Genomic DNA, 25,362 nt, shown 5'->3' on the forward strand with positions numbered 1-25,362 from the left:
CCGGATCGACCTTGCCTAACTTGGTAGCTCCCAAGGATGGGAGCCAAGACCAGACACATTTCTTGCCTCGATATTCATTAAAAGTCATTGAAAAGCTTGATGAGTTGAAATGATAGCAAGCAGGGCTGCCCGTTGAAGGCGGCCCTTTTCATGTGTGCTGTTTGCGGGAAAATACGGGCGCTCGGGTCTGCGCCACGGCGACAAGCTGTCTCGACGGGCTAGCTGATGGCGCCGTCAAACAGGTTCTTGATGAGATCGATGAACTCTTCGAGGAAGGCTTGCTGGGCCGGGGTCGGGGCGCGCAGCCAGACGGCGGAGAGCACCTCTTCCAGATCGGCGACCACGGCATCGGCTTCCTGCATGATCATGAAGCGCAACTTGGGATCGAGCTGCGGGTTCTGTTCGCAGATGGCCATCAGGTTGCCGGCCACCCGGCCGCTCACCAGATCTTCGATGGTCTGTTCACCACTGCTCTGTTGCTGGGTTTCAAACAGTCCCAGACTCTCCACCAGATACTCAATCAGGGCGATATAGCCTTCGCTTTCTACAACCATGGCGGCCTCAATCCTCAACAATACGGAAAAACTGTGCGTATTTTAGTGGCTGGACCTAGCTTGGCAAGCGCCAGTGCAGACGATAGCGGATAAAATCGACCCCGCCGCGCTCCACGCTTTCCAATCCGGTCAGCTCAAAGCCATACCGTAAAAATAGCCCATAGCTGAAGGTGCTGGCTTCCGTCGTCAGGGTCTCGATGCCGAGCTGAGCGGCCTGGCTGAGAGCGGTGGAGAGCAAGAGACCGCCAAGCCCCTGTCGTTGATGGTCGGCGCTCACATAGAGCAGGCTCAGGTGACCATCGTTGCTGAGGGTGACGAAGCCGAGCGCGGCACCGGCTTGCTCCAGCACCCAGCCGTGGTGCTCACGCAACTGGCTGACAAAGCCGGGATGATGGGCGCCGAGGGCCCACTGTTCTACCTGCGCCTCGCTGTAGTGCTCGGGGCCGCGTCGGCGTACCGACTGCTCGAACAGGGTGATGAGGGTGGGGATATGCTGCTCGCTCAGCGGGACTATCTTGGGCTGCTCTGGCATGGGGCTGCTCACAGTGTCGGCGCTTGCGGCCGTTTGGCCTTGGGCAGACCGGCGACCACCCGCTCATAGGAGTGGTGCACCCAGCCTTGCCAGAGATCGTCGGCCAGGGTGTTGCTCAGGGTAACCGTGTTCCAGTGCTGCTTGTTCATGTGCCAGCCGGGTTTGACCTCGGGATGGATCTCCCGCAGCAGCAGGGCGAGGTCGGGCTCGCATTTGAGGTTGATGGTGAGCGGCTCTGCCTGCCAATCCACCAGCGCAAACATCTTGCCTGCGATGCGATAGACCAGGATCTCCGGGCCGAAGGGGGTGTCCTCCTGAGCGCCCGGTAGGGTCAGCAGAAAGGCTCTCAAACTCGTCAACTCCATGGTCACGCTCCTCGCCAGTTGCCATGCAAACGTATTTTTTAGGTGAAAATATCTGCTAAGATGCGCGCCTACTATACCCCAATGCCGTCGATGAGGGAGTCGCAAGATGCTGTATCACAAGACGTTCGAGCTTGGCCCCGACAGGGATTGGGTGGTATTCGTGCACGGCGCCGGTGGCAGTTCCTCCATCTGGTTCAAGCAGCTGCGCGCCTATCGCGAGCACTTCAACGTGCTGCTGCTGGACCTGCGTGGCCACGGTCAGTCCCACCAGTTGCAGCAGGTGGTCAAGGGTCACTACAGCTTCCGGGCCGTGACCGAAGACATAGTGCGCCTGCTCGATCACCTGCGTATTTCCTCCGCCCACTTCGTCGGCATCTCTCTTGGCACCATCCTCATTCGCCATCTGGCGGAGCTCTGCCCGGAGCGGGTCAAGAGCATGGTATTGGGCGGCGCCATACTGCGCCTCGACATCCGCTCCCGGGTATTGGTACAGCTCGGCCGCCTCGGCCAGCATATCCTGCCCTACATGTGGCTCTACCGCCTGTTCGCCTTCATCATAATGCCGCGCCAGCACCATCAGGAGTCGCGCAACCTGTTTGTGCGTGAGGCGCGCAAGCTCTGCCAGAAGGAATTCAAACGCTGGTTCCGCCTTGCCACCGAGGTCAACCCGCTGATGCGCTACTTCAAGGAGCGCGCCCTGCCGATCCCGACCCTCTACGTGATGGGGGAGGAGGATCATATGTTCCTGGCGCCGGTGCGCGAGCAGGTGGCCCGCGATGCCAGCTCCTCGCTGGCGGTGATCGAGCAGTGTGGCCATGTCTGCAATGTGGAGCAGCCGGAGCAGTTCAATTGCCGTACCCTGGCGTTTATTCAATCGCTGGGGGGCGGGAGGAAATAATCCGCAGCTTGCCTACCTTCCTAACTATCAGCCTGCTGCTAACAGGTTATTAAGAATAAAGGGATTAGAAAAGTAGGCATAAAAATATCTTATCTAACAAAGATATTAACTACTTATGTGCTTAGCAAAAGCTTTTAACTAATTAATAAGTTGAATCGTTCCCTCAAAATTTTATATTCATTTGATTTCGAGAGTTTTTTCTTTTCTGAAATCAATCTGAGGATATCATTGTCATCTAGAGTAATAATAAATCCACGAGAATCTTTTGCTGTATCAATGCACCGCCACAACAAACGCTCTTTATCCTCTATCTCTCTACACGTTAATATACCTACTTTCCCTCTGTTGGGCGAGAATCGGCCAGACAACTGATCTATTTCTGGGTTGCCAATCTCTTTTCCATAGTTCTTGCACTCGACAAATATCATTGAGCTTGGGTAGTGTAATGATAGCCATGCAAAAAAACCATCTCTAGCCTCATTTGTGTATGTAATATCAATTCTTTTACGCCCATCATGAATGTTCTTCTGCTTTGTGGGATAACATAAAGAAGGGTACAGCAACGATGTGAATATTTTTTCTATAATGATTTCATAGTCGCCTGCAGAATTCTTACCTGTTGGAATTGATTTTAATTCATGGATGAGGGAGTTCCAATCAGGTTTATCTGATTGCCCTACTTCTGATAAGTCTTCATGAGTTAATGGTAGTGGAGCTCTGGATCTTTTCTCATCTCTATATTCATCTAAAATATGAGGGCGTTTTAGTGTTTCGGTTACCACGGCTAACTTATCAGATCCGTACTTTTTCATTAAGGATTTTTTGGTAACACGTTCAGTACCATTTTTTAATAATTCGACTAATGATGTTCTTGCCCGAAGTTCTTCAATTTGCATCTCTGGTAATAAAAAATGCCTATAATATTGATCATATTGATAGGAGACTTTCTGTCTTACCAAAATTTTAGGAACTAAAATGATTTTTCCATAATCAGTTAGTGGTAAAGAGACAAAAGCACTCTCCCATTCACTCTTCACTGGATTCCAAATAGGGCCTGAATCAACTTGGTCTACAAGTGGTATTCCATAATATTTGCACATGTCCTGTGTGTACTTGATTAAAGGTCCCCTCAAGATATTGCAAACAGCATCGGATATCATATCGGTACCAATACCTTTAATTAAAAGACATGTATCTTCTAAGTCCTGTAATAATCCAGTTAATGAGGCTTGGCTTTTTGACAATGCGCCCCATACTGATATGGCAGATAATTGTCCGAAAGCATGACCTCTGCTGGCTCCCTGAGAGTATCCTAGATGAAATTCATTGCGCTCATTAAGTGATGAAAGAAGACTTTGCGCTTTTTTATTATTCCCATTTTTAATGTTAAATAAGACAGTTTCAAAAAAACTCTGTAGGAGTGAAGAAAGTTCATTTCCCCAAGATGAATTCAATGACTTAATACTTGTGGGATCAAGAAAAACAGGAATGTCGGTATCTAGTCTAATATCTACAAAGTCAAGGTAAGGTTGTGTTTTCCCTAAATGGTAATATTCAGAAACTTTCATTGCGGTAGCCTTTATATTGTTTATTTTTGAATGTGACCTTTATGGAGTTATATTTCAAAACTGAGGCGTTGCAACATTTTCTCCCATAAGTTTTATATATCTGAACCCGTATTTTTAATATTGGCTCGGCGTACTTGTGTTGTAGTGGATAATGGGATGGCTACCGCACGGGGTTACAGCTCCCAGAATACTGTTGTTAAGCGAATTGAAGAGGAGCAAACCATCGCCACTCCTTGGCTACCTTTGAGGCACTGAGGGCCGGATGAGTAGCCTATCAAAGGCCGACCTCTATTGTTGAGTGAAAACACAGCCAACCCGTGGGTTTTGAATGAAATCTTGATGGCGGTCAGATTTTGACGCGGGAACGTGAAGATAAGCGGGGGTAGGGGGACAGGGCTTGCCCTCCTGTTGCACCACCCGATCAACCAAGCCCGATGATCTCCCTTGCTCATCAATGCCTTGTAACAGCTGGTTACAGATCTCCATTCGACCTGCGAACCTTCCTTCCAGTAAATTCAGCGGCGATTGAATGCACCTCACATAACAAAGCAATTGCAAGGAACAAGCATCAATGAGAATGCACCACAAAGCCATGCTGGCCATCGCCTGCACCGCCGCCCTGTCCGCCTGTGACAGCGAGAAAGCCGCCAACAGCATTGCCAAGCGCGCGCCGCTGCCACTGCCCGATGCTGGCGTCTATGAGGCGAACCTGCTCAGCCGCGACGGCGATCAGGGGCCGTTCAAGATGATCAAGGGGCCAAGCGGGTTAGCGTTGATCTACCCCAAGGGCGATAGCGAGCAGCGCTGGGGTGTCTGGGTCGAGAACGACGGCAAGCCGGTCACCACCTCACAATGGACCGGTCAGGCGGCCCAGAAGGAGAACAAGGATGATATTTATCCCGTGCTGCTGGAGCGCACTTCGGTGCGGGGCAAGCGGCTCGATGCCCAGAGCAACGACCACAACCTCATCAGCTTTAAAGACAAATCGGTAACCGATCTGGATGGCAAGGAGGTCAAGCGCTGGACCTTTGATTTTACCCGCGTCGGCACCCAGTTCCGGGATCCGGATCAGAGCACAGCCCTCTATCGTGACTGGAGCGGCCATCTTGCCGTGAGCAAGCTGACCACCCAGGCGATCAGCAGCGACAGCTGGCTGGTGGAAGATGATGCCGGCCTTGCCGATGCCATGGTGGGCCTGATCCGCAGCACCAACAACAGCGGCACCCTGACACTGGACATCGAGTTCCCCAGCGCCGGCTGCACCCTGACCGGTAAGGGCAGTGCCGAGCCGGGCAACGGTCTGAGCAAGCTCAGCCTGAGCGGTTTTGGCAAGTGCAGCTTCAAGGCGTCAAGCGATCTCACCCCGCTCGAGAACAAGTGGGTACTGGGTCTGGCCAAGGCCAGGGATGGTGCACAGGCCTACGCAGCTGCGTTCGAGATGCCGGGTACCCGCAAGGCGACCCTGGTGGTGGGCTTCCCCGAGCAAAACGGCCTGATGGTGATGGGCGACAAACAACCCTGAGTCACTGTTGAAGGCGTCTTGGCTGAAGCTTCGCGCAGGCGCGGCGTAGACCGAAGCGTTTTATATTCCACCCCGTGTTTACCCCGGCCATGCCGGGGTTTTTTTGCTGGCATGAAAGCCTGCTGTCGGTGAGGGTAAGGATTGTTAATGTGCAACCGTATGGGTGGATTGGGTGTGAGCATTCGCAGCCATTGCGCTCAATACCCCGTCATCTCCAGATACCCAAGCCCCTTGGCATCCCCTGATACCGTCACTGCCCCTTCCCAGTAGTCAAAGCGGCTTGTCATGGCCTGATTGGGCTGGCGGGCACGAATGGTGAGGTTGAGATCCCCAGCACTTAGCTGCCACTCGACTGGGTAGGGCTGCCCCTTGGGGCCGCGCCAGGTCTTGCCCGGGGTGAGGCGTATGCTGTCGGGGGAGAGCACCCGGTTGCTGCCATCCTTCTCAATCAGGATGCCGTAGCGGTTCTCGGGCTGGTTTTCCGGATTGGCACGGCCCGCCTTGGTGCGCAGGCGAAACAGCATCAGCTCGCGGCCATCGGCGAGCTGGAGCGAGAACCAGTCCCAACCTGACTGCCAGTCGGCCAATACCGAGCTGCTCCACTCGTGATCAAACCAGCCTTGGCCGCTTACCTTGCGGGACTCCCCGTCGATGTTTAGGGTGCCTTCGAGGGTGAGGCGCGGGTAGGAGTAGTAGAAGGAGGCGTTACCCGGGCTCTTCTCGCTGTAACCCTGCTTGCCCTGCAAAACCACAGGCTTGGCGGCATCGACCTTGAGGTTCAGCTCGCCTATCTTGCTCTGAACATCCAGGGTGGCGGGAAAGAGTGCCTTCCCTTGTGAGGCAAGCACCCATTCCCTGAGCCAATACTCGCCGCTGCTGGCACCCGCGAGCCCGGGGCCCTGGCGGCTGGTGCGCTCATCCTGGCGGTGGCTGCCTTTGCCGAGGTCAGTGATGGCAAACTGGGCCAGCCAGAGCTGGGGAGTGAGCCAGGGGTTGTCCGTTTTTATCTGCTGTTCAATACCCTGGCGAAACAGGGTCCACTGCAGGCCATATTCGCGCCCCTGCTGATCTTTTAGGTTGCCGGTGAGATACCACCACTCGGATCTGTAGTCGGGATGGGCCGCGTGATCGGCGGGCAGTTTGATGGGCTGGCCCGGCAGGGCCTTTTTGAACTGATCGCTGCCGCCGCCGAGGATGGCGCCCAGATCGTTGGCCCAGGCAACCCCGCCATACAGGGTGCAGGTGAGCAGCAGTAGCCAGACATTGCGTTTTTTCATACCACTTTCCTTGCGGCAAACCAGGATGCGAGCGCCGCGCACACAGGTGCAAGCAACAGGGCCGTGACGGCATGCAAGGGGGCGGCCTCGAAGGCGAGACGCCAGCCAAAGGCGCGGGGGTTGACCACCTCGATCAGCACCCAGGCCAGCCCATAGCCTACCGGCAGCGCCAGCAGCGCCGTGAGCAGCCCCAGGCCCGCACCTTGCCACACCAGCAGGCGGCGACAGTGACGCGGGCTCAATCCCAGACTCTGCAAGGTCTGCAACTCGCTGCGCCTTGCCAGCCCCAGCACCATGAAGGCCGAACCTATGCCGACGAAGGCGATGCCCAAAATCAGCAATTTAAGCAACTCGGTCACCACAAAGGTCTGGTCGAACACCTTGAGGGCGGCGGCGTGAATGGCAGGGGCCGCCAGCAGGTTGACCCTCTCGCCAAAACGGGTGCGAAGGCTGTCGGCCAGTTGCTCCGGTGTTTTGCTAAAGAGGGCGAGGGATTGCACTGGGCCATCTTCAAAGGCGTGCAGAACTTGCCCCTTGTCGCTGCCGTAATCCTGGTAGACGCCGGTGACGGTGAGCTCCCTTGGGCCCTGTTCGCTGGTGATGCTGAGCGTCTGGCCCACCTTGACTCCGAGTCGTACCGTCAGCGGCTCGCTGGCCAGCACCTCGTCTGGGGTGGCGGGCCAGCGACCGGCCAGCAGGGGATAGGCCGCCTTGAGGGGCGGGATAAAGTCCATCTGTGCCCACTCGAGGGGCTGTCCCTGCCAGCGGGCGGGCTGCACAGAACGCCGCGAGGCTTGAGCCACGGCGGGGTTGGCGAGAATGGCATCCAGTGTGACCTGGTTCAGTATGCCCCTGCTGCCCGCCGCGCCCTTGGGGGCGGTGACATAGAGATCGGCGGCCAGACGCTGGTTCAGCCAGATCTCCACGCTCGAGCGAAAGCTCGATACCATGACCCCTATGCCGATGGCGGCGGCGATGGCCAGTTGCAGCGCCATGACGGCGATGGCGGTGCGATCCAGATGATATTGGGTCTCAGCCACCGCCAGTTGGGCGGTCAGGTTGCTGCGCCCGTGCTGGCGACCCATGCGCTGGCGTAACTGACCCAGCACCCAGCGCAGGGCATCCGGCAGCCAGAGCGCCATGGCCAGCAGCCAGCCACCGGCGATAAACAGGGCACCCGGCAACCCAGTCCGGGGCAGGGCGAGGCAAAGGGCGCACAGCAGCAGTATGGCGATGGCGAGCAGGCGCCGACGCCACGGATGGGTGGCGGGGCGGCTGTTGCCCTCGCGAAGCTCAAGGGGGGATTGGCGCAGCAGCTGCCACCAGCCGGGCAGGTTGGCGGCAAGCGTCCCGCCAAGGCCAATCAGCAGTGCCTTGAACAGGCTGATGGGAGAGAGGCGCAGCAGATCGATGGGATTGGGGCCATAAAGGTCGGCCAGCGCCTGGGTCAGCTGTCCCATGAGGGTGAGGGCCAGGAGGCTGCCGAGCACCAGCCCGAGCAGGGTGCCCAGAGTGGCGAGAAGGAGCAGCTCCAGCACCAGCCAGTGCAGTACCCGGCGAGGCGGCAGCCCCAGAATGATCAGCTGGGCCAGCTGGGGGCGACGCACGCTCTGTACAAAGCGCTGGGCGTTGAACACCAGAAACAGTCCCACCGCCATGGCGAGCAGAGAGAGGGCGGTGAGGTTGAGCGCCAGCGCATCGCCGAGCTGGCTGGCATCGAGCGCCGGGCTGATGGGCTCGAGCCAGAGCGGCTGATGGGGGAGATAGGCTTGCAGGGTCGCTTGCAGGGCGCGGGCCTCGGCGTCACTTAGCTTGAAGACGATGCGATCCAGCCTTCCTGCCTTGCCCAGCATGTGTTGGGCCAGACCTATGTCGGTCACCAGCAGCCGCTCCATGGGCACGGCGCCGGGCTCGAAGGTGCCCGCCAGAGTGAGGATCAGCGGGCGATCACCCTCGCCACCGCCGCCCAGCACAAAGGTGCGGGACTGCCCCGGCAGCCAGCCTAGCCGTTTGGCCTCCGGCGTCGCCAGCCAGATGCTGTCTGCCTGGCTCAGGGAAAAAGAGGGGGCTTCTTTACTCGCGCTGGTAAACAGCTGGCTCAGGGGGCCGGGGTTGAAGAGATCCATCCCCAGCAACTGGACGCTGCGACCCTGCTCATCTTTGAGCCAGGTGTGCAGCTGCGGCATGGCACTGAGGCTTGGTTGGCTGCGCACCAGTTTGACGTAAAGCTGCTCATCCAGGCCGCCGCTCGGGGCCAGTCGATAGTTGGCATCTCCCGCCAGCTGGGTGCGGGCGGCGACGAAGTTGGTGCTGGCGCTGTGGTTGAGCAGATCAATGGCCACCACCAGCGAGACCCCCAGCATGAGCCCGGTCAGACTCATCAGCAGCAGCCAGGGATGCCAGCGATAGAGGCGCAGCAGCGCCTTCAGCGGCAGCATAAGGCGGCCTCGCGATCACGGCTGGCCTTACTCATGGTGCGCCCCCTTGAGCTCAATCAGCTGGCCCCCTTCGAGACGCAACACTCTATCGGCCAAGGCGCCATAGGCGGGGTTGTGGCTCACCAGCAAGAGCCCGGCGCCGGTTTCACGCACCGCCTCCATCATCAGTGCCATCACCTGCTCGGCGTTGTGCTCATCGAGGCTCCCCGTGGGTTCGTCGGCCAACAGCCAGCTGGGCTTGTGAATGAGGGCGCGGGCCAGGGCCACCCGTTGGCGCTGGCCGCCGGAAAGTTGCTCCGGCCAGGCGTGGCGCTTGTGGACGAGATCGAGCCTTTTCAGCAAATCGTCAATCTCTGTCTCATGGCGTGGCAGGCCGTTGATCGAAAGGGGCAGGCAGAGGTTCTCCTCCACTGTCAGGGTCGGCAGCAAGTTGAAATCCTGATAGACGATGCCAAAATGCCGGCCGCGCAGGCGGGCTCGTTCATCCGGGGATTGGGTGTCGAGCCGGGTTTCCCCCAGCCAGATCTCCCCCTCATCCGGGGGTATGAGTCCGGCGATCAGGTTGAGCAGGGTCGACTTGCCACAGCCGCTCTGCCCCAGCAGCAGGGTGATCTCGCCAGCAGCCAGGGTGAGGTCCAGACTGTGGAACAGCGGCAGGCGTTCGCTGCCGTTATCAAAGCTCTTGCAGAGGTTGCGCAGGGTCAGCATGGGATAACCGCTTGATGGTCAATGGCTTTCATCATGCCATCTACGCTACCACGGCCGGGAATGATCAACACGCCTTGCGACTGATCAAGAGCGCCAGTTAGTGATCACCCCAGCAAAAGAGGTGAGGATCCTCGCTGGATCCCGCTTGCCAGAGGTGGTTAGAATAGGAGCTTCCATGGGTCACAGGATGAGCAAGGATGTTACACAAGCAAGTCAGTTTTATCATCGATAGCAAGGGCAACAAGCAGGCTGCCGTCGTCCCCATCGAGATTTATAACGAGCTGATGACCCTTCAAAAGGCGCTCTCCGACAACAAGCCCGGGGAGCGCGAGCTCTACCACTTCAACGGCAAGGGTGCCGAAGCTCACGGTTATCCGGTAGGCAAGCGGCAAAATCCCGGCTTCATGGTGCTGGCGGGATCCACCGCCAATGGCGAGGATGCGGCTTCCCTGCGTGAAGCCGTGATCGAACTGCGTCAGGAGCTGCTGGGCAAGGGGATCCTCACCCCTCGCAGTGAAGGGGGGTTTGTGTTCACCGCTGATCAGCTGTTCAACAGCCCGAGCCTGGCCGCCAGTCTGGTGGCGGGCAACAACCGCAGTGGCCTGGATGCTTGGCAAAACAGTGCCGGCTACACCCTCAAGCAGTCGGGTTTCGGCAAGAAGTAATTCCCCGGCAAACGAGCCGCGCCGATGCGGCGCCTCCCTGCTGCTTGCGGGGACAGCACCACGGACATGAAAACGCCGCCCTCTCTGGTGTTCAAAGAGGGCGGCGTTGTTGTATCAGGCGTTTATTTCTTGCCGGTCAGCAGCCAGTAGCTGATGGCCGAACCAAAGCCGCAGCCGGCGATGGCGATGGCCATGGGCAGCGGCGATTCGGGCGGATTGAGGTTGACCAGAATGCCCACCAGGGCGCCTATGCCAAAGCGCAATGTGCCGGCCAGGGCCGAGGCCGTGCCTGCCGACTGGGGGAAGTGGCCCATCAGGCCCGTCATGGCGTTGGCCCCCACCAGGCTGATGTGACCGACGAACAGCACCACAGGGATGACGATGCCCCACAGGCCCCCGGTCTGGCTCCAGGCGTTGTAGATGAGCAGGGCGCCGGCACAGGGCAGCATCAGCAGACCGTATTGCAGCATCCGCTCGGCGCCCACTCCCTTCACCAGCCGGCTATTGACGAAGGTGACCACCATCATCAGCAGTATGTTGAGGCCGAACAGCCAGCCGTAGTGCTCGGTCGGCACCTTGAAGTACTCGATGTAGACATAGGGTGACGCGCTGATAAAGGCAAACATGCCGGAGCTCGACAGGGCGCCGCACAGCACATAGCCCATGGCGCCGCGATGGGAGAGCACGCCCCAGTAGTTGCGCAGCACCTGTCCCAGCCTGAGCGGCTGCCTGTGTTCCGGTTTCAGGGTCTCCTGAATTTTCCACTGCATCACCACGCAGATGAGCAGGCTGATGCCCACCAGCAGCCAGAAGATCACCCGCCAGTCGCTTTGGGCGCTGATGTAACCGCCCACCACGGGAGCGACCAGGGGCGCCAGCGTCATCACCAGGATGACGAACGACATGGCGCGGGAGAAGGCATCCTTCTCGAACAGGTCGCGCAGCAGGGCATTGACCACCACGGAACCGGCCGCACCGCCCGCCGCCTGCAGCATGCGCCAGGCCAGCAATTCGGGCAGGGAGTCCGCCATGGCGCAGCCCACCGAGGCGATGGCAAACATGGTGAGCCCTGCCAGGATCACCGGCTTGCGGCCAAAGCTGTCGGCGAGCGGCCCGTAGAACAGCTGGCCGATGGCGAAGCCACCGAGAAAGGCACTGATGGTGAGCTGGGCGCCGTCGATGCTGGTGGCGAGATCCCGGGCGATGGCCGGAATGGCAGGCAGGTACATATCCACTGCCAGCGGCGTCAGACCCGCCAGGGCACCGAGCAGGATAAACAGAAAACGGGGAGAGAGGGCTGCGGGTTGGGGCATAAGGTATCCAGTTAAAGGAGGTCGGAGTCAAAAGTGTGACAGAAATCCAGTCTACCAGTTTTGGTGATGAGGGGGATCCTGTATGCCGAGCCAGAGGCCGGGCTCGGCGCGAAAGCGGGGTGCAAACCAGATCTGCCGGTTTGGGGCGGGCATATCACCAGTCATTATGGGCCGTCGGCTGAGGCGGCACGCTCCTTTGGCAAGTGCAAGGACCGCATCCCCCTTGTACCAGCCATCGGTCACCGGCAGGGTCGTGGTCTCCCGCAGCAGCCTGACTCCCCACTGGGTGACCAGCGCCGGGCACACTTTTTCTGCCTGCCTGGCCGCCTGCACCATGGCGGGCGGACGGGGCAGGGTGAAGGTTGCAGCGAGCAGCAGTAATCCGGCCACAGCTGTCAGCCCCTCGCCGCGGCGCGGCAGCCAGCCTGCCAGCAGCACGATACCGAGCAGGGTGATGGGGGCCAGATGGCGGGGATTGTCGGGATTTTGGCCAAACAGGGTCCAGAGCAGCAGGGCGAGCCAGTAGAGCGACCAGAGCGGGGAGAGGGCGGCAGCTTGGTCTTTTGATCTTGGCCAGATCGGCAGCACCAGCAAGACCCCGACAGCCAAGGGCCAGAGCGGGGTGAGCTGATCGTTGAAGGTGCGCGCCCAGCTGAGCAGGCGATCGCCGTGGGCCGCTACCGTGTTGCCCCAGAGGGTAAAGTGGCCATCGGTAAAGCGTCGTCCCTCGCTGAAATAGGCCCAGCCATCGGCCTGCCAGACAAAGAGCAGGGAAGCGAGTCCCACTAGCGCAATGGGAAGCACAAACCTGACGCGCGTTCCCTTCTGCGCCATCCCGAGCCAAAGGGGCAGCAGGGCCAGCACGAAATAGGAGGGGCGCAGGGCCAGCAGCAATCCAAGCATGAGGCCTGCCAGCGCCATCCTGCGATGCTGCAAGGCCAAGAGAGTCCCGAGCCAGGCGGCGAGCGCGGGCCCGTCCGAGAGACCGGATAGGGCGAGCGTCGGGGTGAGCGGCAGGGCCAGCACCAGCAGCCAGACTGGCGCTAACAGGCTTGGGCGTTGCCACACGCTGACCGCAAGCCAGGCAGTGAGCGGCGCCAGCAGCGCAGTGCCCAAGAGGCTTGCCCACTGCACCGCGCGGGCTGGGTCGTCCACCGCCATATTGATCAGCCGCGCCAGCCAGATAAAGGCGGGGTAGCCCGGAAAGTGGGGGGAGAACTCCAGCACGCTAAAGCGCGTCACCCCGTGGGCGAAATTGAGGGCATCGTCGGAATCAAGGGCAACCGGGAAGGCCAGCAGCCAGCCGAGCCAGACCAGTTGCAGCAGGGCAAGCAGCCAAATGGTGATTGAGTGACGTCCCCCTTTTCCCCTTGTGGGAGAAGGGCTGGGGATGAGGGGGGCCGTCGTCATCAATGAGAGGTCATCAAAGCGGCGCCAGCACGGCCATCAGCGCTTTTTCCGCTTCGCCAAAGGCGGCGGCGTCGGCGGGCTTGGCACCCACCCCGAACACCCCCGGGTTGCCGATGGCATCCAGCACCTTGGCCAGTGCCTGTTCGGCTGCCTTGCGATCCCCTTCGCTGAGGGAGGGGAGGATCAAATCGAGGAAGCGTTTGCTCTTGACCACCAGCACCTTGGCGGTCTGGTAATCGCCGAGATTCTGGCTGGCCCCTTCGAGGCGGCGCTCGATCTCTGCCTTGTAGGCACGGTTGAGCAGGGCGGCGGTGGCGGCCGCGTCTTTGGCCTTGATGGCGGCGGCCAGCGGCGCTTGCAGTTCGACCTTGTGGTGCTGCTCCAGATAGAGCAGCTCGTCGGCAATCTCGCTCAAGGTGGCGCTGGCATCCTTGCCGTTAGTGGCGGCGCCAATCAGCGCCTCACGGGCGTCGATCAGCGGCTCCTTGCCTGCTGCGGCGTAGGAATAAGCCTGTGCTTGTTCGCTGAGGGTCAGTCCGCTGAGGGTCAGCAGCAGGGTGAGGGCGAGTAAACCCGGGCGAATGGTCATCCTGTTCTCCTTACTTATGCCAAGAGATTATGCCAATGGCGCGGCCCTCAGGCCACGCGCTGGGTTTCAATCACGGTGTTTTCGTTGCGGTGGTTAAAGGTGTTGCGGCGTCTGTGTGCCGGTTAAGCACCTGCCGTCGCTCTTAGGCCACGCTCTGGGTTTCAATCACGGTATTTTCGTTGCGATGATTGAAGATGGCATGACGTCTGTCCACCCCGTCGATCACCATGTCGGCGGCCATCATCCCCATCTCCATTGCGGTATCGGTGAAGATATAGCGGAATGTCCCCTGACGGCCGGTCATGATGAGGTTGCCAATCGGCATCAGCGCTTTTATGGCTTCGTTGCGGCGCGTCTGATAGCCAAGATCCATCAGCGGATAGGCGTACTCACTGCGGGCTTCAAAGGTCTCATCGCCAAGCTTGGCGGTATCGACGCCGAGACTCGCCAGATCGGCGGTGACCCGTCCGCGCAAGTCGGCCAGAGGTGCCTGCCAGGTGGCATCCCCCGGGTTGCAGGGGATCTCCAGCATCACCGAGGTCTGGCCCTGAGGTGCCATAAAGGGGCTGCGGCGGCGCGGCTCCTGCAGGCGGGTGGCCAGAATATGGGGGTCGGAGAGGTACTGCCAGGTGTTGTCCGACAGGTTCTCCTGTTTGAGCGGCATATTGACGAAGCGCAAGGATCGGTAGTGCAGATCGCACGGCAATCCCAGATGCTGGCAGGTGAGCGGCAGCGGCAGGGTGGATATCACCTGATCGAAGGCTGCGCTCTGTTCAACATTATCTTGCGACCAATGAACCCGTTCAATCCGGCCATCAGCCTGCTCAAGGCGGGTTATGGTGGCGCCGGTCTTTAGCTCAACGCCCTCTTTCACCAGCCGCTCCCCCAGGGTGGTGAAGATCTGGCCGAAGCCGTATTTGGGGTAGCGGTATTTGCGGGCATAGGTGCGCACCGAGAGGTTGCCGTTGCGTCTTGGCAGCAGGCGGCGCGCTACGTCTTTGAGATCGATCAGGCTGATGCGCTGACCGGCCCAGTCGGCGGAAAGTTTGTCCGGGTTGATGCCCCACAGTTTGCCGGTGTAGCCCTCGAAGAACTGGCGATAGAGGGTGCGGCCGAAGTGGCTCTGGATCCACTCGGCAAAGCTCGCCTTGGCGAAATCATCCGGCTTCTTGCTAAAGGGCAACAGCAGCAAGTCCTTCACCGCACCTGCCATCAGGGCGAGCGGCGCCGTTTTGAGCAGGTTGGGCAGGTTCAGGGGGTAGTCATAGGTGCGCCCGCCAAAGCGGATCACGCTCTTGCGATCGGCGTGGAGCAGATCGTCCCCCATCAGCTCGTCGATAAAGGCGAGCAGCTCGGGGTTCTTGGTGATAAAGCGGTGGCCGCCGTAGTCGAAGCGATACTCCCCATCGCGCCCTTTGAAGGTCTGGGTGGCGCACATGCCGCCGACCACCGGCTCCTGCTCGAACAGGGTGACCGCAAAACCGGCGCGGCGCAGGCGCCAGGCAGCCATCAGACCGGCGGGGCCAGCGCCCAGCACTGCAATGTTCTTCTTGTTGTTATCGCTCATGACCTATTCCGAAACTGCTTGATAGATAAGGGAACCGCGCCAAGGCGCGGCCCCTGAATGGTATTGTCACCGCAGGGGGGGGAGAACTCAGCCCTTGCTGGGCGCGGCGTTCACCTGTGGGCGATAGCTGCGCTGCCAGAGGGTAACGAAAATCGCCAGATAGAGGACCCAGGTCAGCAGCTGCAAGCCAGCGGGTGAGGCATTGTAGCCAAACAGGGCGCGCAGGAAGGTACCAAATACCCCCTGATCGTCGAGAATGTGGCTGATGTCGAACACCGGCGTGGTCCAGAAGGTGATGATGTCTGCCGCCTGCAGCATGTTGACGGCGGACGACAGCAGACCAGCAGCGATGATGATGATCAGCAGCCCGGTCCAGCGGAAGAAGGGGGCCAGCGCCACCTTGCGGGTGGAGCGCAGCAGCCCCCACACCAGCGCGATGGAGACCAGCAGCCCTGCCAGTGCGCCCATCAGGCCGGATTGCAGATCCACCCCTTGCCCGGAGTAGAGCAGGGCGGAGAAGAACAGCACGGTTTCAAACCCTTCGCGCATCACCGCCAGGAAGGCGAGCAGCACCAGACCAAACAGGTTGCCGCCATCGATGGCCGCATCGATGCGTGCCGTCATGGCCCCCACCTGGGATTTGGCCTGCTTTTGCATCCAGATCGCCATATAGGTGAGCACCAGAGTGGCGAAGATCAGGATCCCCGCCATCAAGAGGTGGTTATAACGTTCGCTCTCGAACTGGCTCACCACCACCTGGAACAGGAAGGCGACGACAAGGGAGGCGACAAGGCCGAGCCCCACCCCCAGATAGATGAACTTGTTGTGGCGACTCGCCCCCAGCTTGGCGAGGTAGGAGAGGCAGATGCCGACCAGCAGGAAGGCTTCCAGCCCCTCGCGCAGAGTAATGAGAAAACTTGCAAACATCAGGTTTGAGGCTCCGTAGCGGGCGTAATGGGGAGAGGCTGCAAGGTGAGTTGCAACCGAGTGAGCTGCACTATGGGTGGCTCCGGCAAGCTTGGCTCGGCGGCGCGCACCGCATCATTGACCCACTTGGGGTAGGTGCGGAAATTGAGTTTGATATCGGCCTTGAAGGGCCCTTGGGCATCTGCGGGCAGCGGCCAGGCTTCATCGCGCCAGCCATCGGCCGGAATACGGGTATCTTCCAAGAGCTTGGCGTAGCGCCAGAACTTGAGCCCCACCGGCTTGCCCTCGGCATCGCCGAACACTTTTCTGAACAGTCGCGCATCCTCAGGGACAGCGCCATCCACCGGCTGGCCGCTTGCAAGCACCACCTTGCCGCTGGCGTCAGTGACGGTCAGATCCAGCCAGAGTTCACGGAAATCGGCCACTCCGGTTGGCAGGGCGTGGCCCGCGCCGGTATTGGCGACCCGCACCACCAGTTGCGGGCGATCGGCAGCCTGTTCGATACGTGCCGAGAGCGTGGCGCTGGAGCGCAGCAGCGCCAGACTCTCCTGTTCAAGGTCGGGATTGCGCAGCCCCACCAGCTGGTGCTGGGCGCCGGTAAAATTATGGCGATAGAGCCGCGCCTTCATGGTGCCGTTTTCGGTGGACTGGCCCGCTACCGGTGCGCCGCCATTGCCCGGCTCCGGGTTCATGTGGCAGTCGATACAGGTGCGCCGTTTGGCAGGATCCTCGGCCTTGGCGAAGCTGGATTTTTCCCACTCGTCCCAGGTGTTGACGATATTGGCGCCGGTGCCCGGGGCAAACTCGTTGTGGCACGATTTGCACAGGGCGGCGTCGCGGTAGAAATCTTTTTGATAGGAGGCTTTGTGGGCCGTCGGACGGGCGTTGATCTGCCGCTCGGCCAGCCAGTGCTGGAGGCTGCCGCCCGGGGCATCCTCGAACACATAGCTCTCGCGGTCTTTCAAATTCACGGTGAAGGCGCTGTTGCCGCCCGCATCTTCCACTTTGGTGATGCGATGGCAGAGCACACAGCTGGTGCCTTCTTCCACCACGGGCTCGCCTTTCTGGTGTGCCGCGATCAGCGAGGCACCACCGCGCTCGACCATGTGGGAGCCCTTGGGCAGATCCATCTGGCCTGTCATCACCTGCTGGGGCATATGGCAGCCCTGACACCACTGGCCGAACGCTTCCCCTTCGGTTTCGCGGGCCAGCGCCTGCACCACCTTGTAGTAGGGATGGGAGTTGCCCATCAGCCGGTGGTTGCTCTCGCTCCAGTCCGCAAACGCCTGTTGGTGGCAGCTCTGGCAGGAGGCGGAGTTGAGCCACGCCTTCGGGTGAGTGGTCGGCGCCTTGGCAGGATCCGTGCGCGGGGCATCGAGCCGCAGCCAGTTGGCGAGATAGGGGAGGTTGCCATCGGCGGTGACGAAGGCGTGCAGATCCTCCATCATCGCTTTCACCTCGGGCTGAGGCTTGGCGGGATCAACCGCCTCGGCCCCATCGCGGGTGTCATGGCCCATGCCGCCCTGGGTCTGCTGGGTCATGCGCAGGTATTCGCCGATAAAATCCCCCGCCACCATGTTGGTGAGGTTGGCGTGGCCGTTGATGGCGTTGTCGCCGCTCTTCTGGCGATGGGCCGCCATCAGATAGCGGTTGGTGAAGTTGAACCCATCCAGATGGCAGGAGTTGCAGCTCATCCAGTTGTCTCCCGCCATGGGGAAGCGTGAGTTGGACGCTGTGTTACCAAGATGGAACAACCGCTCGCCGCGCTTGAGGGGTTCGGAGCGGGTATCCGTCTCCACCAGTTTGGCGAAGTGGGGCACATCGACGGTGACCCGAGCAAACGGGCCGCTGCCGCCGGTACTGAGGCGGGTAAGATCCTGCCCCATGGCGTTGTGCACCAGAATGTGGTCGCCATCGATCAGCAGATCCCGCGGATTCTGGCCCGGCAGGTGACGCAAGAGCTGGGTCGCCTTGGCCCCCCCCTGAAACTTTTTGCGGCGGTGGCGATTGCTGTTCTGCTTGCCACTGCGTGACAGGTCGAACACCAGCAGATCCTCCGAGCCCGCCAGCGTCAGGTAGACCCGCTTGCCATCGGCGGCGAAGCGCGCGGCGAACGGGTTGGAGACGATCTGGCTGCGGTTGCCGACGCTTGGCAGATTGATCTGCAAAAAGAGCTGCTTTCTTTCATCGACCCTCTCTTTCTCCTCTTCCAGATCGATGATGGAGACGGCCGGAAAGACGGTGCTTTGAAACTGGAAGGGGTGATCGAAGCTCCACAGCACGTGGGGCAGCCAGGCCTCGCTGCCATCGGGGGAGAGGGTGATGCCATCGAGCAGACGCGGCAAGCCCTGTGAGTCGCTTGCCGTGTCGCTGTGGGTCTCGGCCAGGGTGATCAGGCGCGGCTTGGGGAGGATGGTCTCGGGCAGGGAGGAGCCCTTGGCGCTGTGGCCAAGTTTGGCGAGATCATAGATGGCGAGCTGGCCGGTCATGGCGTGGGTCAGCAGCAGGCGATCGTCGTCGGTCAGGGCCAGTCCGCGCGGGGTCTCGGCTGTTTTGGTATCCAGCTGGAGGTCGCCTGCGGTGTCGTAGGCCTGCAGGCGACCGGCCTCAAACAGCGTGACCCAGAACCACTGTCGCTTGGCATCGAAGATGACCCCATAGGGACGATGGCCGGTGGGGATCGCCTTTTCCAGATCGAGATCATCATCCAGCAGCAGCAGGCGATCGCCGCTGTAATCGGTGACCAGCAGGGTACCGTCGTCGGCGCGGGCAATCTGGCGCAGATCGCCCCCCAGCTGCACCTCTTTAAGTTGCTTGCCACTGCCCCGTTCAAGCAGGGTGACTGAGCCTGCGTTCAGGTTGGCGGTGACGAGGCGCGGGGCGCTCCCCGCCTCATAGGCGAGCATCCCAGAGCCCATCTGTTGGGCCGTGGCAAAAGGACTGGCCAGCAGCAGGACGAGGGTCAGCAGGGGTGACAAAAGTGCACAGAACGATGACTTCAACATGGGGTCAGGTGCGCCATTTCAAGATGGTCCAGCGCCAGGCGTGGCGCAGCACCAGAGGAGTTAACGACAACGCGCTTAGCCAGTGGGCCCAGCTGGCGAGGTTGCCCATGGCATCGCCCGGAGTGCCATGCAGTACCAGCAGCAGACCGCTGGCCAGACAGACCAGCAGAAAGGCTTCGATAATCCGCCCCGTGGTGCGCAAAAAAGGTTTGTTGCTGCGGTTCAACAAGCTGCGATGGGAGAGCCAGAAGGCGCCAAACAACAGCGGAAACAGGGTGAGCGAGAGCATCACATGGAAAAACAGATTCCAGCGCGCCAGTGACCAGAGCGGGGTCAGCGGCTCCCACAGCAGCAGGCCGGAGAAGAACATCAGATAGAGGGTGCCCTCTGCGGCCTGATGGTGGTAGGCCAGCCACTGCCAGAATTGTCGGGGTGAGAGAGAAAGGCTTGTCATAAAGGCTCCAGCGCCCGGGCAGTACAGCCCGGGGGAGCAAGTTTACAATGCAGTAAAGGTAATGAAAAGAGTTATCAATTCCGCTTTTGATGAATAAAAGCTGAATGAAAACAGGGCAGAGTCATTTGTGATCCGCCAGTCGTTCCGTGATGGCGTAGATGAGCGCTGCGGTGGAGAAAGCGAGGAACACTATTACAGACCACTTCATTTCCACCTCGTTGCTGACCCCGTCATCGAGAAAGGCCTTGAGCACCTCGATCCCGGCGATGGTGACCAGGGAGTTGATGACGATGAGCTTCAAGGAGGCGAAGTTGATCTTGCTGAGCCAGTTGTTGCCGAGCGCCTCACGCTGCTCCTGGGTCTGGATGAACTGCACATAGCCACAAATGGCCACCAGGATCAGCATCTGGGCCACCAGCACGAAGTCCACCAGGGTCAGCACCCCAGTGATGAGGTCCATGTAGTGGATATCGATGATGTTGCGGCACAACACATAGAGCTGCATGGCGAATTTCACCATCAGCAGGGCCACGCACACCAGAATGCACACATAAAAGGGGAACATCATCAACCGGCTGCCGTTGAGCATGAAGTTGAATCGACGCATGAGAACTCCTGAGTAGGGGAAAATTGTGCTGATTATGGCGCGAAACGGGCGGCCAGCGCAGATTTTTGACTGGCAGCATCGCAAGGGAATACTCACTGCCATCAAGCTGAGCACCGGCTTGCACGCCGGGTGGTATATCTGGGTTAAAGGCCCGGCCGTGCGCCGGGCGTGCCGGTTGTTACTCGATGTTGATGGGGCCCTTGGTGCCGGCATCGCTATCGAGCCACACATCTTCCCCCTTCAGCCGACGATCGCCCTGAATGGCGAAGGTGATGGTGCCTTGCTTGAACAGCAGTGCGCCATCCGCGCGCTTTGCCTTGACCTGCTTGCCATTGACCCAGACCTGTTCCTTGTTATCGATTCGGATCGTGGCAACCGTGGCGCCTTCGCTGCTTTTGGCCACCCACTGTCCGGCATAGGGGGTCGAGGCGGCCTTGGCATCCGTACTCGCGGGCGTGGTCGTGCTGCCAAAACCGGCCTTGGCATTCTCGGCCTTGCTCTTGGTGATGTCGCACCCTTGTAGTTCGGAGGCTTGGGTGCAGCCTGAGTGTTCAAGCTGCTGGCTGTATTTGGCGCTGATGGCATGGGCGGGGGTTTGGGTCAGCAGGGTCAGGGCCACTGCGGCCATAAGAGTTTTATGCATTGTTTTGCTCGCTTCTGTTGCTGTGAGGTTCACCCGCCCACTTTAGTCCTGCACTTCGCCAACGGCTACCCTTGTCAGCGGCTCTTGATCGGGATAGATGGGGGCGATATGGGATGGCAGCGGTGCTGCAACCTATGGGGGCGAGGGCCAAGAAGACAGGGCATGATGGGTCAGCCACACACAAGCAAGAGGACAGACATGAAAAAGCCCAGTCCTGAGACTGGGCTTTGGAATTTGGCTCCCTCGACAGGACTTGAACCTGTGACATACGGATTAACAGTCCGCCGTTCTACCGACTGAACTACGAGGGAATTGGCTCCTCCTACTGGACTTGAACCAGTGACATACGGATTAACAGTCCGCCGTTCTACCGACTGAACTAAGGAGGAATTGCCTGTCTCGTTGAGACGGTGCGGATATTAATAGCCTGTCGGCCGGGTGTCAACCCGCGACCCGACGCAAAAAATGGAATTTCGGCCCGTTTGTCCAAAACTTGGTCGTTGTGGACTATTTTCAGCACAATCAGCAGCTTGAGACGAGCCTTTGCCTGCCATTTTTTCATTTTGACGCATTCGTGGCTGGCCGCCTTCAATGGCGAGTCACACGGCTGGCAGCTGAGCGGCGGTAAAGGTGGCGTATCGCGCCGGAGCAATGTAGCCATGACCCTGGCTCGGCTGGGAGAGGCATGACGGATAAGGTGAGCCATGTGGATGCGTCAGAATTTAGTTAGCAGGCGAAGTTGAATTTCGGCGTAATGGCGAGAAAAGGCGGCGATATGTGGACAATAAACGGCAATTTTGCGTGGTAACGGCCATTCATTGATCCCGCCCATCGAAATATTTCATCGGCTGGGGTATGGTTGCTCAGGATACCATCGCCGTGTCGACAGCTCTGCCGGCCCTTGATGATGATCGGGCGCCGGTTCAATCCGGCCTTTGTCTCCCTCTTCTGGTATTACGACATACATGCACAACCAAGCTCCTTTGCAAAGCGTGAAGCTGGCCATTGCTTTACGCCAATCCTGTATCGATGAACCCTATAGCCTTCCTCGATTTGGTCGCGATCTGATCGCCGGCATCACGGTCGGCATCATTGCCATTCCGCTGGCCATGGCACTGGCCATTGCCAGTGGCGTGCCACCACAACACGGTCTCTACACCGCCATCATAGCCGGCATCGTCATAGCGGTGACCGGTGGCTCCCGTTTCTCCGTGTCGGGGCCGACCGCCGCCTTCGTGGTGATTCTCTATCCGGTGGCCCAGCAATTTGGCGTGGGCGGCCTCTTGATGGCGACCCTGATCTCGGGCTTCTTTCTGGTGGCCATGGGGATGGCCCGGCTTGGACGACTCATCGAGTACATTCCGCCCTCTGTGACCCTGGGCTTTACCGGTGGTATCGCTATCGTGATCGCCACCTTGCAGATCAAGGATTTCTTTGGCCTGCACGTGGCGCAGATGCCTGAGACCTACATAGGCAAGGTCGAGGCGCTGGCGTCAGCCCTGCCAAGCTGGCAATGGGGAGATACGCTCGTCGGGATTGCGACCCTGGCCGTGCTGCTGCTCTGGCCACGGCTGCGGTTGCCGATTCCCGGTCACCTGCCCGCCGTGCTGGTGGGGGTGGGGCTGGGATTTGGTCTGCACCATTTCGGGGTCGATGTGGCCACCATCGGCAGCAAGTTCAGTTATACCCTTGCCGATGGTACCCAGGGCATGGGGATCCCGCCCATAGCACCGACTCTGGTGATGCCGTGGGCCCTGCCCGGGCCGGATGGGGCTCCGGTTGAGTGGAACCTGGCAGCCATTCAGCGCTTGCTGCCGGCCGCTTTCTCCATGGCCATGCTGGGAGCCATAGAGTCGCTGCTCTGCGCCGTGGTGCTCGATGGCATGACGGGGCGCAAGCACAGCTCCAACGCCGAGCTGGTGGGACAGGGGCTGGGCAACATAGTGGCGCCCTTCTTCGGCGGCATCACGGCAACCGCCGCGATTGCCCGTTCCGCCGCCAACGTGCGGGCCGGGGCGACGTCGCCTGTCTCCGGCATCATCCATGCCCTGGTGGTGCTGGCGGCCATTCTGGTGCTGGCGCCCTGGCTCTCCTGGTTGCCGCTCTCGGCCATGGCCGCGCTGCTACTGATCGTCGCCTGGAACATGAGCGAGGCGCACAAGGTGGTGGAGCTGGTGCGTCGCGCGCCCAAGTCCGATGTGCTGGTATTGGTGGTCTGTCTTTCGCTCACCGTCATCTTCGACATGGTGATTGCCATCACCTTCGGGGTGATCCTGGCATCACTCCTGTTCATGCGTGAGATCGCCAAGATGACCAGGCTGCACGATCTGGCGGATCACAAGCGCTATGCCCACGAAGTGCCGGCAGGCACCTTGCTCTACAAGATCAACGGTCCCCTGTTCTTCGCCGCCGCCGAACGGGTCTTTGGCGAGCTGGTCGCCGAGGTCAAGGGGCACAAGCTGCTGGTATTGCAGATGGAGGCCGTTTCCATTCTGGATGCGGGGGGCCTCTCCGCCTTCCTGCAGTTTGAGAAGCAGATGACCAAGGCCGGGGTGCAACTGCGGGTCGCCGAATTGCAGTTTCAGCCGCTGAAGACCCTGGCACGGGCCAAGGTGCGTCCCGTACCCGGTCAGCTGGAGTTTTATGGCTCGCTGGAAGAGGCATTGAAAGGCGAACACAGCCACGAACAGCCGGCAACGTGATTAAGGGGGGGCTGGGGTGACAAGATTTTGCGCAGTTGGCTCGGTTCTTGAGCAAACAGACTGAAAACCGCAAAATTGCGTTGACCCCAGGACACCGCATCCCTTACATTACGCCCCGTCGCCGCGGCATGGCCCGCAAGCGATGGTGCAACTCATGCACCTGAAAATGTGAGAGAAATTCTGGTGTGGTGTCTGCAAGGCTACCCACCGACGAAGTTGGCAAGAAAGCACGCATGGCGTGATCCGAAAGCCACTTCAACGAAGTGAAAATTTGGTGAGGTGTCCGAGTGGCTGAAGGAGCACGCCTGGAAAGTGTGTATACGGCAACGTATCGAGGGTTCGAATCCCTCCCTCACCGCCAAATAAAACAAAAGGGCCTGTCGAAAGACAGGCCCTTTTGTTTGTTCGGTGCTTGCTGGTGCGACCCATATGCAGGCTAGGCAAGCGGGCAGTCTCGCCATGCTGGGCCGCCGAGGTAAGCCGTTGGGCGAGAACCCGTTGACGGTGAGCGCATCCCGGCCGAATGCCACCTTAAAAAACCGACCATCAGGTCGGTTTTTTGCTGTCAGACCAGCGTTTCTTCACGGGCCGTATTCACCCAGAATCCGGGTGTAATGTCACTCGTCTGGCAGGGCACCATCCGGTGGCAAAGGGTCTTGTCATCTCATGCATGGCAAAACCCGAGCAATCCGAGTGTTTGGGGTTTTGCTTTGACATGGCATCCATTGGTTTCTCCCCATTCCTCTATCCTCCTGCCTGAACCCAGCTGGCTGTTTTCGGGGCGTCCAACTTGCTTCGCCCTTCAATTCATTTTGCAACACCGTGATGGAAGGGGATGGTCTCTGGTAGGTGTAAGTTCTGTTGCGAGCAACAAGTTGCGCTCTATTTGGCTATAAGTGCCAAGGGTGCAATATTTGGCAGGGATATATTCCAATCACGCAACTAATTGCGCTTTGCCTCTGCGGATGGAGCACTGCTTGAATTTAACTACATGTTTTATAAGTGAAAAAATGTTTGGCATGGTCACTGCTAAGGGTTTGGTCGAGTGCTATCTCATTTCACCAATCTATCAGGAGCATACCCATGCCAACTCCATGTTATATCAGCATCGAAGGTAAAACTCAGGGCAACATCACCGCCGGTGCCTTCACCTCCGACTCCGTCGGCAACATCTTCGTGCAGGGCCACGAAGACGAGATGCTGGTGCAAGAGTTCCAACACGTAGTGACCGTGCCGACCGATCCGCAATCCGGTCAGCCTGCCGGCCAGCGCGTCCACAAGCCGTTCAAGTTCACCGTCGCCCTGAACAAGGCCGTGCCGCTGATGTACAACTCCCTGGCCTCCGGCGAGATGCTGCCGAAAGTGACCCTGAAGTGGTACCGCACCTCGGTCGAGGGCAAGCAGGAGCACTTCTTCAGCACTGTGCTGACCGACGCTACCATAGTCGACATCGACTGCCAGATGCCCCACTGCCAGGATCCGGCAAAATCCGACTTCACCCAGCTGATCCAGGTCTCTCTGGCGTATCGCAAGATTGACTGGGAGCACACTGTTGCCGGTACCTCTGGTTCTGACGACTGGCGCGCCCCGATCGAAGCGTAATTGTATACACAAGGGC

21 protein-coding genes and 3 tRNA genes are annotated in these 25,362 nt (G+C 59.5%); 6 read left to right on the plus strand and 18 right to left on the minus strand.

Features of this window, described 5'->3' with window-relative positions:
• Positions 1-218: 218 nt before the first annotated feature.
• The 3 genes from BN1128_RS13925 to BN1128_RS13935 are packed head-to-tail and all read right to left on the minus strand — an operon-like array spanning position 219 to position 1,451.
• Positions 219-554 (minus strand): DUF3802 family protein, encoded by a 336-nt coding sequence (locus BN1128_RS13925; protein WP_042869761.1) that lies wholly within the window; start codon positions 552-554, stop codon positions 219-221.
• 55 nt (positions 555-609) lie between these two features.
• Positions 610-1,086 carry a GNAT family N-acetyltransferase gene (locus BN1128_RS13930; protein ID WP_156140344.1) on the minus strand — a complete coding sequence of 159 codons (477 nt, stop codon included), beginning with the start codon at positions 1,084-1,086 and terminating at the stop codon, positions 610-612.
• An 8-nt stretch (positions 1,087-1,094) separates the two neighbouring features.
• A complete protein-coding gene (locus BN1128_RS13935; RefSeq protein WP_042869765.1) occupies positions 1,095-1,451 on the minus strand; it encodes an MmcQ/YjbR family DNA-binding protein in 357 nt (118 codons plus the stop codon).
• Positions 1,452-1,557: 106 nt separating this feature from the next.
• On the opposite strand from BN1128_RS13935, the gene BN1128_RS13940 reads away from it, so the two are divergent.
• A complete protein-coding gene (locus tag BN1128_RS13940; RefSeq protein ID WP_042869767.1) occupies positions 1,558-2,349 on the plus strand; it encodes an alpha/beta fold hydrolase in 792 nt (263 codons plus the stop codon).
• A gap of 134 nt (positions 2,350-2,483) precedes the next feature.
• Here BN1128_RS13940 and BN1128_RS24720 read toward each other — a convergent pair whose 3' ends face one another.
• Positions 2,484-3,917 (minus strand): hypothetical protein, encoded by a 1,434-nt coding sequence (locus BN1128_RS24720; RefSeq protein WP_082030421.1) that lies wholly within the window; start codon positions 3,915-3,917, stop codon positions 2,484-2,486.
• 577 nt (positions 3,918-4,494) lie between these two features.
• Between BN1128_RS24720 and BN1128_RS13945 the strand changes: the two genes are divergently transcribed.
• The gene (locus BN1128_RS13945; protein ID WP_082030422.1) at positions 4,495-5,439 is read left to right on the plus strand and encodes a hypothetical protein; all 945 of its coding nucleotides are present in this window, start codon (positions 4,495-4,497) and stop codon (positions 5,437-5,439) included.
• Between the two features lie 197 nt (positions 5,440-5,636).
• On the opposite strand, the gene BN1128_RS13950 is transcribed toward BN1128_RS13945, so the two are convergent.
• Genes BN1128_RS13950 through BN1128_RS13960 form a run of 3 tightly spaced genes read right to left on the minus strand, consistent with a single transcriptional unit; the run spans position 5,637 to position 9,862 of the window.
• A complete protein-coding gene (locus BN1128_RS13950; protein ID WP_042869771.1) occupies positions 5,637-6,716 on the minus strand; it encodes a lipocalin-like domain-containing protein in 1,080 nt (359 codons plus the stop codon).
• A complete protein-coding gene (locus BN1128_RS13955; RefSeq protein ID WP_042869772.1) occupies positions 6,713-9,154 on the minus strand; it encodes an ABC transporter permease in 2,442 nt (813 codons plus the stop codon). The genes BN1128_RS13950 and BN1128_RS13955 overlap by 4 nt, the downstream gene beginning before the upstream one ends.
• Before the next feature lie 27 nt (positions 9,155-9,181).
• Positions 9,182-9,862 carry an ABC transporter ATP-binding protein gene (locus tag BN1128_RS13960; RefSeq protein WP_042869774.1) on the minus strand — a complete coding sequence of 227 codons (681 nt, stop codon included), beginning with the start codon at positions 9,860-9,862 and terminating at the stop codon, positions 9,182-9,184.
• 197 nt (positions 9,863-10,059) lie between these two features.
• Between BN1128_RS13960 and BN1128_RS13965 the strand changes: the two genes are divergently transcribed.
• On the plus strand, positions 10,060-10,527 hold the full coding sequence (locus tag BN1128_RS13965) for a DUF4357 domain-containing protein (protein WP_042869776.1): 468 nt from the start codon (positions 10,060-10,062) through the stop codon (positions 10,525-10,527).
• 122 nt (positions 10,528-10,649) lie between these two features.
• Here BN1128_RS13965 and BN1128_RS13970 read toward each other — a convergent pair whose 3' ends face one another.
• The 11 genes from BN1128_RS13970 to BN1128_RS14020 all read right to left on the minus strand — a co-directional run bounded on the left by BN1128_RS13970 (position 10,650) and on the right by BN1128_RS14020 (position 21,431).
• Positions 10,650-11,840, minus strand: a complete 1,191-nt coding sequence (locus BN1128_RS13970; RefSeq protein ID WP_042869778.1) for a Bcr/CflA family multidrug efflux MFS transporter — start codon at positions 11,838-11,840, stop codon at positions 10,650-10,652.
• 51 nt (positions 11,841-11,891) lie between these two features.
• A complete protein-coding gene (locus BN1128_RS13975) occupies positions 11,892-13,175 on the minus strand; it encodes a hypothetical protein (protein WP_042869884.1) in 1,284 nt (427 codons plus the stop codon).
• Between the two features lie 88 nt (positions 13,176-13,263).
• Entirely contained in the window at positions 13,264-13,839 is a 576-nt protein-coding gene (locus BN1128_RS13980; protein WP_042869780.1) for a hypothetical protein, read from the minus strand.
• A 142-nt stretch (positions 13,840-13,981) separates the two neighbouring features.
• Complete coding sequence (locus tag BN1128_RS13985; protein WP_042869781.1) at positions 13,982-15,406, minus strand: NAD(P)/FAD-dependent oxidoreductase; 1,425 nt, start codon at positions 15,404-15,406, stop codon at positions 13,982-13,984.
• 87 nt (positions 15,407-15,493) lie between these two features.
• A complete protein-coding gene (locus BN1128_RS13990; protein ID WP_042869783.1) occupies positions 15,494-16,333 on the minus strand; it encodes an FTR1 family iron permease in 840 nt (279 codons plus the stop codon).
• Complete coding sequence (locus BN1128_RS13995; protein ID WP_042869785.1) at positions 16,333-19,338, minus strand: NHL repeat-containing protein; 3,006 nt, start codon at positions 19,336-19,338, stop codon at positions 16,333-16,335. Before BN1128_RS13995 ends, BN1128_RS13990 begins: the two co-directional genes overlap by 1 nt.
• Before the next feature lie 4 nt (positions 19,339-19,342).
• On the minus strand, positions 19,343-19,792 hold the full coding sequence (locus tag BN1128_RS14000) for a hypothetical protein (RefSeq protein WP_042869787.1): 450 nt from the start codon (positions 19,790-19,792) through the stop codon (positions 19,343-19,345).
• 121 nt (positions 19,793-19,913) lie between these two features.
• Positions 19,914-20,399: a YqhA family protein gene (locus BN1128_RS14005; RefSeq protein ID WP_042869789.1), complete on the minus strand. Its 486-nt coding sequence runs from the start codon at positions 20,397-20,399 to the stop codon at positions 19,914-19,916.
• 178 nt (positions 20,400-20,577) lie between these two features.
• The gene (locus BN1128_RS14010) at positions 20,578-21,042 is read right to left on the minus strand and encodes a hypothetical protein (protein WP_042869791.1); all 465 of its coding nucleotides are present in this window, start codon (positions 21,040-21,042) and stop codon (positions 20,578-20,580) included.
• A gap of 235 nt (positions 21,043-21,277) precedes the next feature.
• A tRNA-Asn gene (locus BN1128_RS14015) sits at positions 21,278-21,353 on the minus strand.
• 2 nt (positions 21,354-21,355) lie between these two features.
• Positions 21,356-21,431 (minus strand) — tRNA-Asn (locus BN1128_RS14020).
• A 576-nt stretch (positions 21,432-22,007) separates the two neighbouring features.
• Here BN1128_RS14020 and dauA point away from each other — a divergent pair.
• The 3 genes from dauA to hcp1 all read left to right on the plus strand — a co-directional run bounded on the left by dauA (position 22,008) and on the right by hcp1 (position 25,346).
• Complete coding sequence (gene dauA / locus BN1128_RS14025) at positions 22,008-23,744, plus strand: C4-dicarboxylic acid transporter DauA (RefSeq protein ID WP_042869792.1); 1,737 nt, start codon at positions 22,008-22,010, stop codon at positions 23,742-23,744.
• A 273-nt stretch (positions 23,745-24,017) separates the two neighbouring features.
• A tRNA-Ser gene (locus tag BN1128_RS14030) sits at positions 24,018-24,105 on the plus strand.
• Between the two features lie 722 nt (positions 24,106-24,827).
• On the plus strand, positions 24,828-25,346 hold the full coding sequence (gene hcp1 / locus BN1128_RS14035; RefSeq protein WP_017764274.1) for a type VI secretion system effector Hcp1: 519 nt from the start codon (positions 24,828-24,830) through the stop codon (positions 25,344-25,346).
• Positions 25,347-25,362: the final 16 nt, after the last annotated feature.

The sequence above is a fragment of the Aeromonas piscicola genome, from assembly GCF_000820005.1.
In the GTDB taxonomy this organism is placed as follows: domain Bacteria; phylum Pseudomonadota; class Gammaproteobacteria; order Enterobacterales; family Aeromonadaceae; genus Aeromonas; species Aeromonas piscicola.

Bases quoted from the DNA above. Each gene is read 5' to 3' on its own strand.
- BN1128_RS13925 (WP_042869761.1), bottom strand. From the start codon at position 554: ATGGTTGTAGAAAGCGAAGGCTATATCGCCCTGATTGAGTATCTGGTG.
- BN1128_RS13930 (WP_156140344.1), bottom strand. From the start codon at position 1,086: ATGCCAGAGCAGCCCAAGATAGTCCCGCTGAGCGAGCAGCATATCCCC.
- BN1128_RS13935 (WP_042869765.1), bottom strand. From the start codon at position 1,451: ATGGAGTTGACGAGTTTGAGAGCCTTTCTGCTGACCCTACCGGGCGCT.
- BN1128_RS13940 (WP_042869767.1), top strand. From the start codon at position 1,558: ATGCTGTATCACAAGACGTTCGAGCTTGGCCCCGACAGGGATTGGGTG.
- BN1128_RS24720 (WP_082030421.1), bottom strand. From the start codon at position 3,917: ATGAAAGTTTCTGAATATTACCATTTAGGGAAAACACAACCTTACCTT.
- BN1128_RS13945 (WP_082030422.1), top strand. From the start codon at position 4,495: ATGCACCACAAAGCCATGCTGGCCATCGCCTGCACCGCCGCCCTGTCC.
- BN1128_RS13950 (WP_042869771.1), bottom strand. From the start codon at position 6,716: ATGAAAAAACGCAATGTCTGGCTACTGCTGCTCACCTGCACCCTGTAT.
- BN1128_RS13955 (WP_042869772.1), bottom strand. From the start codon at position 9,154: ATGCTGCCGCTGAAGGCGCTGCTGCGCCTCTATCGCTGGCATCCCTGG.
- BN1128_RS13960 (WP_042869774.1), bottom strand. From the start codon at position 9,862: ATGCTGACCCTGCGCAACCTCTGCAAGAGCTTTGATAACGGCAGCGAA.
- BN1128_RS13965 (WP_042869776.1), top strand. From the start codon at position 10,060: ATGTTACACAAGCAAGTCAGTTTTATCATCGATAGCAAGGGCAACAAG.
- BN1128_RS13970 (WP_042869778.1), bottom strand. From the start codon at position 11,840: ATGCCCCAACCCGCAGCCCTCTCTCCCCGTTTTCTGTTTATCCTGCTC.
- BN1128_RS13980 (WP_042869780.1), bottom strand. From the start codon at position 13,839: ATGACCATTCGCCCGGGTTTACTCGCCCTCACCCTGCTGCTGACCCTC.
- BN1128_RS13985 (WP_042869781.1), bottom strand. From the start codon at position 15,406: ATGAGCGATAACAACAAGAAGAACATTGCAGTGCTGGGCGCTGGCCCC.
- BN1128_RS13990 (WP_042869783.1), bottom strand. From the start codon at position 16,333: ATGTTTGCAAGTTTTCTCATTACTCTGCGCGAGGGGCTGGAAGCCTTC.
- BN1128_RS13995 (WP_042869785.1), bottom strand. From the start codon at position 19,338: ATGTTGAAGTCATCGTTCTGTGCACTTTTGTCACCCCTGCTGACCCTC.
- BN1128_RS14000 (WP_042869787.1), bottom strand. From the start codon at position 19,792: ATGACAAGCCTTTCTCTCTCACCCCGACAATTCTGGCAGTGGCTGGCC.
- BN1128_RS14005 (WP_042869789.1), bottom strand. From the start codon at position 20,399: ATGCGTCGATTCAACTTCATGCTCAACGGCAGCCGGTTGATGATGTTC.
- BN1128_RS14010 (WP_042869791.1), bottom strand. From the start codon at position 21,042: ATGCATAAAACTCTTATGGCCGCAGTGGCCCTGACCCTGCTGACCCAA.
- dauA (WP_042869792.1), top strand. From the start codon at position 22,008: ATGCACAACCAAGCTCCTTTGCAAAGCGTGAAGCTGGCCATTGCTTTA.
- hcp1 (WP_017764274.1), top strand. From the start codon at position 24,828: ATGCCAACTCCATGTTATATCAGCATCGAAGGTAAAACTCAGGGCAAC.